An 11216-nucleotide genomic window follows, 5' to 3' on the forward strand; every position below is an offset into this window, starting at 1 on the left:
ACGAACCTGTGACTGCATCGGTCGATACCGTAGCAGTACACCGAGAACCGATTTCGCAGCAGGTTCGAGCATACGGCATCGTCGCGGCATCGTCGTCGAGCGTCACTTCGATCAACCTGCCTTATGCCGCGCGCATTCGCAAGGTGCTTGTGCTGCCCGGCCAGACGGTAGCCCGCGGCGCGGCGCTCGTCGTGGTACAAGCCGACCCCGCCGCCGTACTGGCGGCATCGCAGGCCACCAGCGCGCTGACGCTTGCGCATGGCGAACTCGAGCGTACGCGCTCGCTGTTCGACGCCGGTCTCGCAACGCAATCGCAGCTTGCCGCGGCGCAGAAGGCGCTGAATGACGCGCAGCAGGGACTCGCAGCCCAGCATCAAATGGGGGTGCACGGCGGAGACGTGACGATCGCCGCGCCGTTTGCGGGTGTCGTGTCGCAGTTGACCGCGCTCCCGGGCGATCAGATCCAGGCCGGTACGACGATCGCACAGCTCGCGGCGGCCGCGAATGCGTCGAGCCGGCAAGCGAACGTGACGCTCGGTGTTGACCCGTCGGCCGCGGCGTCGATTCGCGCGGGCGATTCCGTCGTGCTGCATGGGCTGTCGACCGCGCTCGAGCACGCTCATCAAGCGGGGCGAGTCGTCGTGGCGGGCGCGGCAATCGATCCGCAAAGCCAGCTCGTGAACGTCGGTGCGAACGTACCGCTCGACGGCACCGCCTTTATCCCGGGTACACGTGTGAGCGCCGATATTGCGACGCAGACCGGGACCTGGTGGGTGGTGCCGCGCGCCGCGGTGCTGAGCGACACGAAGGGGGCTTACGTGTTCCAGGTGACGCCTAAGCACACTGCGCAGCGCGTCGACGTCGTGGTGCGCGTGGAAAGCGGCAACCGCTATGGCGTCGACGGACCGCTTGACACGGCGGAACCGCTGGTTGTCACCGGCAACTACGAGTTGCAGAACGGGATGGCAGTGCGAATGGCCGGAGGCGCGCGCCAATGAATTTCGGCCAATGGATGCAGATGCATCGACGATCGCTGCTGTTTGTCGTGGCGCTGCTTGCAGTCGCCGGCGCGCTGACGGCCTTTCGGTTACCGATCTCGTTGTTTCCGAACGTGTCGTTCCCGCGCGCGGTCGTTTCGCTCGATGCGGGTGACCGGCCGGCCGAACAGATGGCGACGCTTGTCACGATGCCGGTCGAAGAAGCGCTGCGGCGCGTGCCCAACGTGCGCGACGTCGAGTCGAAGACCAGCCGGGGATCGGCCGAGATCTCGCTTAACTTCGACTGGGGCACCGACATGGCGCAGGCGACGCTGCAGGCGCAGTCCGCAATTGCCGAAATCCTGCCGTCGTTGCCGCCCGGTACGAAGATGCAGGTGAAGCGGATGGATCCCACCGTGTTCCCGGTGCTTGCCTATAGCCTCACGTCGTCGCAGCAATCGCTTGCGCAACTTCGCGATCTCGCGCAGTTCCAGTTGCGGCCGCTGCTGTCGTCGGTCGACGGCGTCGCGCGCGTCGAAGTGACCGGGGGGGCGCAGGACGAGTTGCAAGTCGCCATCGATCCCGCCCGGCTCGCGGCGTACAAGCTGTCGGTCGAGAACGTATCGAAGGCGATCGGTGCGGGCAACGTGCTGATGGCGACCGGACGGATCGAGGACCACTACAAGCTGTACCTGATTGTCGCGGATACCACGATTACGTCACTCGATACGCTTCGCAACGCAGTCGTGTCGTCTGCGGGCGGCGGTCAGGTACGTGTCGGCGACATCGCGACCGTGTCGCGCGGCACGGCTCCGCAATGGATACGCGTCACGGCGGACGGGCAGGACGCGGTCCTGGTCAATGTATTCCAGCAGCCGGGCGCGAATAGCGTCGCGATGGCCAAGGAGATCCGCGCGAAGCTGGCCGCTTTCGAGAAACAAATGCCGCCGGGCGTGCACCTGGCGAATTGGTATGACCAGAGTCAGCTCGTGATCGCGTCAGCATCGAGCGTGCGCGACGCGATTCTGATCGGCGTGGTCCTGGCTGCATTCACGCTTTTCGTGTTCTTGCGCAACTGGAAAATCACCGCGATCGCCGTTGCGCTGGTGCCCGTCGTGATGAGCGCGACGATCCTGCTGCTCGATGTATTCGGAATGGGCTTCAACATCATGACGCTCGGCGGGATGGCCGCGGCGGTGGGGCTCGTGATCGACGACGCAATCGTGATGATCGAGCACATCGCGCGCCGCATGCGAGAGGCGGGTGCCCATGCATTCCACGGCCGCGTGATGAGCGCGGCCCTCGAATTCACGCGTCCGCTTGCGGGATCGTCGGCCGCAACGCTGATCATCTTCGTCCCCCTCGCGTTCCTGTCGGGCGTGACGGGCGCATTTTTCAAGGCGCTGTCGATCACCATGGCGAGTGCGCTGTTCATTTCGTTCGTCGTGAGCTGGCTCGCCATTCCGATTCTGTGCGATCACTGGCTGACGCCCGCCGATGCGGAGGAGCATCGCGAGTCGCGTCTGTCTCACTGGATGAGCACCCGCTATGCGGCCCTGATCGAACGAGTAAGCGGCAAGCCGTTGCTTGCCCTGGCAGGTGTGGTGCCGCTTCTGATCGTGGCCGCGCTGGCGTTTACGCGTGTCGGTAGCGGGTTCATGCCGTCGATGGACGAGGGCGGGTTCGTGCTCGACTATCACACGGCGCCTGGAACATCCATATCCGAAACGGATCGTCTGATGCGTGAAGTCGAGACGATCATTCGCGAAAACCCGAACGTCGCGACGTATTCCCGACGCACCGGTGCGGGCCTCGGCGGCGATCTGAACGAACCCAACAGGGGCGACTTCTTCGTGCGCCTGAAGTCGGGTTCGCGCGAGCCAATCGATACGGTGATGGAGGAGATCCGGTCTAAAATCGAAGCAAACGTTCCGGGCGTGAGTATCGAACTCGCTCAACTGATGGAGGACCTGATAGGTGACCTGACCGCGGTGCCGCAACCGGTGCAGATCAAGATCTATTCGGATGATCCTCACGTGCTGGATTCGACAGCAAGGCGGGTCGCGGCGCGGATCGGAAAAATTCAAGGCATCGTCGACGTCGACGACGGCATCAATCCGGCAGGCGATGCACTCGACCTTCACATCCGGCCCGATGCGGCAGCGGCGGAAGGCATGGATCCGCAGGCGATCGCGCAGCAAGTGTCGGATCTGCTCGAGGGTAACGTCGCCACGCAATTCCAGCAGGGACCCAAGACGGTCGGGGTGCGCGTGTGGGTCGCGAATGCGATGCGCACGAATGGCACGGGGCTTGGAGAACTGCAGATCCGCGCGCCTGACGGGCACCTGTTCCCGCTCGACCGGGTGACCGATCGCATCACGGTCAGCGGTCAGCCGGAGATCAGCCGCGACAACCTGAAGCGAATGGTAGCCGTCACGGCGCGAATCGACGGACGCGACCTGGGCTCGACGATCGCGGACGTGCAACGTGCGCTCGGCGAGGCGAATCTGTTGCCGCCCGGCGTGTATTACGAGCTCGGCGGGCTGTATCAGCAACAACAGATCGCATTCCGCGGACTGCTTGCCGTGTTTGGTGCCGCCGTGGCGCTGGTTTTCGGCCTGCTGCTGTTCCTCTACGAGCGGTTCCGCGTCGCGCTCGCCGTGATGGCTATGCCGCTGTGCGCGACCGGCGCGGTTTTCATCGGACTGTGGGTGACGGGCATCGAGCTGAACATTTCCGCGATGATGGGGATGACGATGATCGTCGGTATCGTGACCGAAGTCGCGATCTTCTACGTCTCCGAGTTCCAGGCGCTCGTGCGCGATGAGGGAATGGCGCCCGATGTCGCGCTGCTCGCTGCCGGCCGCAACCGGTTGCGGCCGATTGCGATGACGACGATCGCTGCGATCCTGGCATTGCTGCCGCTTGCTTTCGCGCTCGGTCAGGGTTCGGCGATGCAGCAACCTCTGGCGGTGGCGATCATATCTGGGCTCATCGTACAGCTTCCGTTGGTTTTGCTGGTTTTGCCGGTTCTATTGCGTGTACTGGTTGCGAGATCAGGGTCGGAAGAACTGACGGACCAATGAACCGGTTTTCCGATGTTGGCGGCACGGGCGGCTAATGGCGAACGAGGCGGCCTGCATACTCGATCGGCTTGTGACGAAGGGGAAATGAATGCGGGTGCTTTTGATCGAAGACGATGCGATGATCGGCGAGTCGGTTCAGGACGCATTGAAAGATGCTTCTTACGCGGTTGACTGGGCTACAACGGGTACGTCCGCATCCACGGCGCTGGAGAACCAGCACTACGATCTGGTAGTGCTCGATTTGGGCTTGCCGGGCAAGGACGGGCTCGACGTACTGACTGGCATCCGGGCGATGGGAAATACTGTTCCGGTCGTGGTCGTCACCGCCCGGGACGCGCTCGACGACAGGCTGCGAGGGCTGGACGGCGGTGCCGACGATTACGTCTTGAAGCCATTCGAGATAGCGGAGTTGCTGGCACGTTTGCGTGCCGTGCTTCGACGCAAAAATGGCGGGGCCACACCGACACTGGGCAACGGTGCAGTATCGCTCGATCCTGCAACCCGCGAAGCTTCGGTTCATGGCGGCCCGCCACTCCAACTGACCAACCGTGAATTCGCGCTGTTGCGCGCGTTGCTCACGCGTCCAGGCGCAATCCTGTCGCGTAACGATCTGGAGGACCGCATCTATGGATGGGGCGAGGAGGTCGAAAGCAACGCCGTCGAGTATCTAATTCATTCGCTTCGGCGAAAGCTCGGTGGCGAGATCATCAGAAACGTCAGGGGGGTGGGATGGATGGTTTTAAAAAACGTCTGAACGCATCGATTCAGTTCAAGCTGTCCTTTACGCTATCGGTGTTGATTCTCGCCATTGCTGCTTTGGCAGGCGCCTTTTCGTTCGTCTCTGCGCTCGACGAAGCGCATGAACTACAAGACGACGTCCTGCGGCAAGTGGCTCATCTGATGGATCGTGGCTCGCTTTCACCGACCCAGTCGGTCACAGATAACCTACGCAAAGACGGGGACGAAGAGTCGCGCGTGATCGTTCAGCGACTGGGCGACGGAATCGGCTCTTCGGTTGGTGTAGACGCAGGAGGGGCATTACAGCTCCCCCCGACGTTGGCCGATGGCATGCATACGCTGGATGTCTCTGGCGAATCGTTTCGCATACTGGTGCGTACCACGGCATCGGGAACCAGGATTGCGGTCGCACAGGAGTCTGCGTTTCGGGACGAGATCGCGCGGGACGGGGCCCTACGAACCGTGATGCCGTTTCTTGTGCTCGTACCGCTGCTTCTCATGATCGTCGCCAATCTGGTGCGGAAGATGTTTCTGCCGGTTGTTCTGTTGGCGACCGAGATCGATCAGCGCGACGAGCGGGAGCTTCACCCCATCGAGGCCGAAAATATACCGGCGGAAGTTCGACCGTTCGTCGTAGCGATGAACCGCTTGCTCGGTCGCGTTGCGCAGTCGGTCGACACTCAGCGACGTTTCGTTGCCGATGCCGCGCATGAACTGCGATCGCCGTTGACGGCTTTGTCGTTGCAGGCGGAGCGAATGGCGGAAGTCGACATGTCCGTCACAGCACGGGATCGGCTTGCCGTCTTGCGGCGCGGCATCGAGCGCGGTCGACGGCTGCTCGACCAGCTTTTGGCACTGGCCCGGGCACAGTCATCCGATGGTGGGGCGTCGGTCTCTTCGGTTTCCGTCCAGCACGTATTTCGGAACGTCCTTGAAGACATGTTGCCGTTGGCCGAGACGAAGAACATCGACATTGGCGTGGAGGGAGACGACGACTGCTACGTATGCGCAACCGAACTGGATATGACCGCGCTCGTCAAGAATCTTGTCGACAATGCAGTTCGCTATACACCTGAAGGAGGGCGGATTGATCTATCGGTGGTGGAAAGCAACAAGCGCGCGGTGATTTGGATCCGAGATACTGGCCCGGGCATCCCGCTCGCCGAACGGGATCGCGTCTTCGATCCGTTCTATCGCGCATTAGGGAGTGGGCAGGCCGGATCCGGGCTTGGTTTGTCCATTGTGAAGACCATCGCCAGCAAGATTGGAGCCGAGCTCGACCTGAAATTCGCCGACCCGTCCCGACAATGCGGGCTGATCGCCACGGTCCTGGTTCCGATATCGGATCGCGCATTAGACAAGCACACCAGATCGCCATAACACCTACCCCTGCGATTTGGTTCTGGCGATCTTAGCTACCGAAGGCATATGTCGGTAGGGTTGTCCGACTAGCCTGTCTCCGTGTATCCGGGTTGCATTGGTGGAAGGCGAGGTGAGCATTTTCTCCCTTCGCAGGAACCGATACTCATGCAATGTCAGCACAATAATTGCGACGTCGAGCATCGTGATGAGAAGCAGCGAACCGGCATGGGTAAATGAGAAGCGGTAGAGCTGGTACGCAATGAACAAGCCGAGTATCCCTATCGATGTCGGGTAGTACCACAGGCGCTGCCGAAGCAAGCCAGTGATCAGCCACAGCTTGACGATGCCGTGTGCGAGCAGATAAAGCGCTGCAAACCTTTGCGTGCCTACCGACAAATGCTGGATTGCGTGAAGCAGAATATTCGCGACAAGGTCGTGCGGGTCTTCAGCGAACTCGTTTCGAGTAACCCAAACAACAAACGTCGTCAGAAACTGCTTCTTGACGAAGTAGGCGATGACTCCCGCCAGTACTTCCGAAAGCGCGAAAGCGGCCTTGATCCAAAGACTCGCGTCGAATATCAGGTGAAGCTTCTTTTCGTCGAGCAATGCGTTCATGCGGATCACGCTCGTAGCCTCATATTATGGTGTTGTGCCGTTCTCGACCGCTGCCGATCAAATTGACGATATCGAGAAGGTGCCGATTACGCTTCGCCAGGAATGCTGATGGTAGGGAATAGTATCGTCCGAACGGCGATAGTTCGCCGGCCCGGACGATACACGTCACCCAGAACAGGCCGTCAGTGATGCAGATAAATCGAGCGAGGCGAGACATGTGTCGTGATGGGATGTCCCGAGTTGCTACCTGCGGATTGTGCGGAACCGTAACCTGTTGTATCGGCCTGTGCTGTCGACTCGGACGAGTGCAGGCGTGCTTCTGCCTGCTGAATGGATTGCGGATAGTGAATGTCTTTGCGGGCCGGGTTGTATCCGGCTTGCTCGATCTGAACGAGTTGCGCCCGAACTTCCGCCCGAGTAAGACCTTGTCCCGCGAACGCAAGTGCAGGAACAACCGCAAGTGCCAGCATGACGGTGCGAATGGTGAGCTTCATGGTCGTGACCTCCAGTGAGTTGGAAAGAGCAGTCGCACGATGTGCGATGCCGTAGAAACAGCATGCGCCTCCCGAACTGAAGATAATGTTAACGATGACGTTGATGAGCCTGTTCGCGGGTGCAGGTACGCGAGACAATATTGGCGTTTCGCGTCTGCCCATCGTTGCAGGCAAGGTGTCGGATCAAAAAAAAGACCCGGACTCGCACCGGGTCGAACGAGCGAGGTAAATGGGCAAGCAACGAACATCAAGAGTCTCGACCGCTGCTTGCCGCGTTTACCGTCACTCTGCGTGGACGAACGAAACAAGAATCACGCCGTCTCGAACCAGCGTGACTTATACACGGTGCCATGCCATGCTTAAGTTATCCTTAAGTTGCAAAGAATCGCTGCTGTGTGATGCCGAAACTTTAGGGTAGCGGGATTTCAGAACGCTCACGACGCGAGCGTCGATTTTCAACAGCAACAGAAGCCGCGCTGCTCAGGAGCAGGATGGCATTTCCCTGTCGATATCCGTCGTGAACGAAATTCGCCCGCAGTGGACCGCGAAAGTGAAAAGCGTCACTGGTAAGTCCATTGCTAAACAAGGCTTAGAGCCATTGAGCGCTCACTTTGGCGGAACGCGCAATATCGCCCAGTCACGCGATGCATGTGCCTACATAAATCGCATGTCATTCGTCATGATGCTCGTCGCGCTTCTTCCGGTTAGCGTCCCCCGCTCGAAGTGCCGTCAGCGCGAGACTGAGTGCCATCACACCAAGTAACGCGAGGAAGTACCACCCCCAAGAGAACCGCAAATCCACAGCAACCTCCGCTGTCGCCCTCTACTGCCTCGCTGCACAGATCCGTTCTCCAATTGTAGAAGCCGCTCGCCGTCGCGGTAAGCCCAGGTACTGGTGCGCCGCAGCACGTCCGGTCGCAGAGTGCTGGGCCGCCCGAGATGCTGACCGGTATGTGAGGGATTTCAGCAGCTATCGAGCTATCCCACGCTTTAGTATTCTACATAGCGTCCGAATGGCGTCGCGCTCTGTGTACTTCTGCTTGACGAGCGGCTTTCCGCGCACGCGCGAGCACGGGCTTAGAGCGTAGCGACGCCGAACGATCCGCGCGTGCATCAACATCGATGAACAGTTCTGGTTGCATTATCCCCGCGGAGCGGCCAGTGTCACTGGAGGAGCGAAACAATGCGTTCAACAACTGAATTTCCCGTGAGAGCCCTCGCATGTCTTGCCAGTCTGGGCATCCTGACGTACGGCACCCATGGACTTGCGTCGCATCAGCATTTGCACATCGCTTATGTGGCGCTCACGATTATCGGAGTAATTTCCGGAGCGCTGTTCACCGGCACGTGGTCACTCAAGGTATAGGTGATCATGAATAAACTTATGTATTATAGAATCGCCAGAAATATATTCTGAAAATTCAATTTCGGCTTAAATCGCCCAATACTCCATTAAATCTAAAGACGAATATTTTTTTCGGAAAACTAAAAATTCAACATTAAGCTATTGTTTTCCGTTAATTGCGGTTAAATGCTGAGTGATCCGTTCAATCCGATCGGCAGCGAGCAGCGCACCGTACGCAGTGCGCATCTTGCTTACCTCTGCCTTTCAATCTTGAAATGGCAACGGTGGTTGCCGCGTTATCATTCCAGTGGAGTAACAGATCACACATTGCGAGTTCGCGAGATCCGCCCATTGCCAGGCGGTAAGGACGCACCGCCATTGGGCAGCCGGACTTCGACGGTCTTGATAGCCATGTCACCGACAGCGCCGACAGCGTCGGGCGCGGCCGAAGTAGATACGCACGCACAACTCACACCTATTAGCAGGACCGCCGCGCGTGCTCTCGCGGTGCCCTCCTCATGCGGCGAACACGGGCGCAAATTCGACGACGTTGCGCATGTACCCACCGGGGTTCCAGTAGAGGGTGTCTGGCTGTTCAACACCGGCGCTGTTCACGGCTTTCACCTTCAGGACATACTGACCCGCGCGACGGGGCATGAACAGTGCGCCCTAGCGGCGGAAATTGTATTTCCCAAAGCTTTTTTCAAGGCGTGCCGACACCCACGAAGCACCTCCATCGGAGGAAAGTAGTGAAAGTAGTATCTTGCGCACTCCAGAGTCGCCACCGAATGCGATCCCCCTGACTGTCATCATCTGTGCCACGGACAGCACTGAGCGCGGCGTAGAACATGAACGTAGCCGGGAGTGTCACGGCCACGGACGCACGCAGCATCGTCAGCGCCAGGCGAAGCAATGCGAGCGTGGCCGACTTGCAACTTGCACCCAACTCAGGAATTCCTGCCCTCAAGCTTGTCAAACGTTTTCAGTAGGTCGCTCATCGCAGCCGTGCAATTGCCCTGGGTCGGGTTATCGGTACGCAGTGCTTCGAGCGCATGGTCGATTGCCTTGTCGAGTTCATGCCAATCCGTAGCCGCACGTGGTTTCAAACCGGCTTCCGCGCCATCCCAGGCAAGCTCCAAGTCCTTGATACGTGTCTTGCCACCCCCGAGATCACCCTTCGCGACGAGAGCGGATACGTCGGTCGCAATTGCACGGAACTGGGATAGGTCACCGAGTCTTGATGCGCTCGATGTTGCGCCGTGCTGCGCATCTGTCGTGCTGGACGCTGTTGCCGTCACAACAGGACTGTCGGATTGCTTTGAGCAACCGGTGGCGAGGGCGAGCATGGTGCACGCGGAAAGCGCGACGAGCAGACGTGAAGGTGCGATTCGATCGTGCATGAAAGAGCCTCGCATCGAGGTTTGTTAAGAAAATCACTTGACTGCTTCTGCGCGCGCGCGACTGCTGGCACTGAACTGCGCGACAGCGACGAGCACGAAGATCACGGACAGGAACAGCAGGCTCGTCGACGCGGCACCCAGACCGAACCCGCCGTAACTGCGCGATTGCGTGAGGAGATCGCCGAGAGACGCACCGAACGGTCGCGTGAGAATGTACGCAATCCAGAACGTGAGCACCGAGTCGACGCCGCTGCTCCATGCGACATACACTAGTGCGAGCAGCACGCCGAATATGACGGCACCCAGCGAGAAACCGAGCCCCAAGGCTTCGGTCGCGAGATCGCCCGCAGCGGTACCCAGCGCGAACGTGCATAGGATCGCGGACCAATAGAACAACTCACGCTGCGGCGTGTCGATCGCGTCTATCGACAACGTGCCCTCGATCCGGTACCAGATCGCGAAGATCGCAGCGAGAGCGACAGCGAATACGCTCGTGCTGACATACAAACTGACGCCGAGGCCGTCAGTCAGCAGATCGGTGATTTGCGTCCCGACGATGCTTACCAGGACGACCGTGAGCCAGTAAATCGACGGGGTGCACCGGCGCGTGCGCATCTGCAAGACAAGCGCTATTCCAAGCAAGGACATCATCAGGACGCGGGTTAATCCTTGGCCCCAGCCTGCGTTGACTGCCAGGTAGTCGGAGGCGGTTTCACCGACCGTGGTCGACATGATCTTAATGATCCAGAACGCAAGCGTGATCTCGGGAACCTTGTTGAGCCAGCGTCTGATCGGCTTGCCAGTAGCGGTTGACATGGTGGCGACTCCTCAGGAGTTATGTGTCACGCAGTCTAGTTGGGCAGACTTAGGTGAACCTTAGTGTTGCGCCGTGAGGAGTCGCACTGCCGACAGTCGTCGTGCGTGCTGCTTTAAGGCAGCAATTTTACATAAGCTAAACTAGCGATCTTTTGGGGTGTAGTAGCTTTTTAGATGGAATGGTCGCCTCCCGCCTCAACGGGCCGTCCGGCGCCGCAATCTCGCGTCCAGAGCATGCGACATTGCTGGTTCGGCAGCCCAGCCGCCAAGGAGAACCAAATGGAACCCACAACCATTGCCATCGATCTGGCCAAGCGCGTTTTCCAGATTCATTATGTCGAGCCTGAAACCGGCGCGATTCACAGCAAGGTACTCAAACGTGC

Annotated in this window: 8 protein-coding genes and 1 pseudogene; 5 read left to right on the forward strand and 4 right to left on the reverse strand. The window is 59.6% G+C overall.

Annotation, left to right across the window (positions count from 1 at the left end):
- The first annotated feature begins 8 nt into the window (after positions 1-8).
- The 4 genes from HWX08_RS31170 (at position 9) to HWX08_RS31185 (ending at position 6181) form a co-directional block, all read left to right on the forward strand.
- Positions 9-998 carry an efflux RND transporter periplasmic adaptor subunit gene (locus tag HWX08_RS31170; protein WP_230205783.1) on the forward strand — a complete coding sequence of 330 codons (990 nt, stop codon included), beginning with the start codon at positions 9-11 and terminating at the stop codon, positions 996-998.
- Positions 995-4063: an efflux RND transporter permease subunit gene (locus HWX08_RS31175; protein ID WP_058904120.1), complete on the forward strand. Its 3069-nt coding sequence runs from the start codon at positions 995-997 to the stop codon at positions 4061-4063. The genes HWX08_RS31170 and HWX08_RS31175 overlap by 4 nt, the downstream gene beginning before the upstream one ends.
- A gap of 88 nt (positions 4064-4151) precedes the next feature.
- On the forward strand, positions 4152-4817 hold the full coding sequence (locus tag HWX08_RS31180) for a response regulator (protein ID WP_058904121.1): 666 nt from the start codon (positions 4152-4154) through the stop codon (positions 4815-4817).
- Complete coding sequence (locus HWX08_RS31185; RefSeq protein WP_058904122.1) at positions 4793-6181, forward strand: ATP-binding protein; 1389 nt, start codon at positions 4793-4795, stop codon at positions 6179-6181. Before HWX08_RS31180 ends, HWX08_RS31185 begins: the two co-directional genes overlap by 25 nt.
- A 3-nt stretch (positions 6182-6184) precedes the next feature.
- Here the strand turns inward: HWX08_RS31185 and HWX08_RS31190 are convergent, their stop codons facing one another.
- The 4 genes from HWX08_RS31190 to HWX08_RS31205 form a co-directional block, all read right to left on the reverse strand.
- A complete protein-coding gene (locus tag HWX08_RS31190; RefSeq protein WP_077021567.1) occupies positions 6185-6778 on the reverse strand; it encodes a DUF2127 domain-containing protein in 594 nt (197 codons plus the stop codon).
- A 182-nt stretch (positions 6779-6960) separates the two neighbouring features.
- On the reverse strand, positions 6961-7272 hold the full coding sequence (locus HWX08_RS31195) for a DUF4148 domain-containing protein (RefSeq protein WP_077021568.1): 312 nt from the start codon (positions 7270-7272) through the stop codon (positions 6961-6963).
- Positions 7273-9564: 2292 nt separating this feature from the next.
- Positions 9565-10017 (reverse strand): hypothetical protein, encoded by a 453-nt coding sequence (locus tag HWX08_RS31200; protein WP_077021569.1) that lies wholly within the window; start codon positions 10015-10017, stop codon positions 9565-9567.
- A 33-nt stretch (positions 10018-10050) separates the two neighbouring features.
- Positions 10051-10833, reverse strand: coding sequence for a COG4705 family protein (locus HWX08_RS31205; RefSeq protein ID WP_058904123.1), 783 nt, complete (start codon positions 10831-10833; stop codon positions 10051-10053).
- Positions 10834-11112: 279 nt separating this feature from the next.
- Between HWX08_RS31205 and HWX08_RS34500 the strand changes: the two are divergent.
- Positions 11113-11216, forward strand: a pseudogene (locus tag HWX08_RS34500) (IS110 family transposase); the annotation flags it as partial.

It is taken from the genome of Burkholderia metallica (assembly GCF_902832845.1).
In the GTDB taxonomy this organism is placed as follows: domain Bacteria; phylum Pseudomonadota; class Gammaproteobacteria; order Burkholderiales; family Burkholderiaceae; genus Burkholderia; species Burkholderia metallica.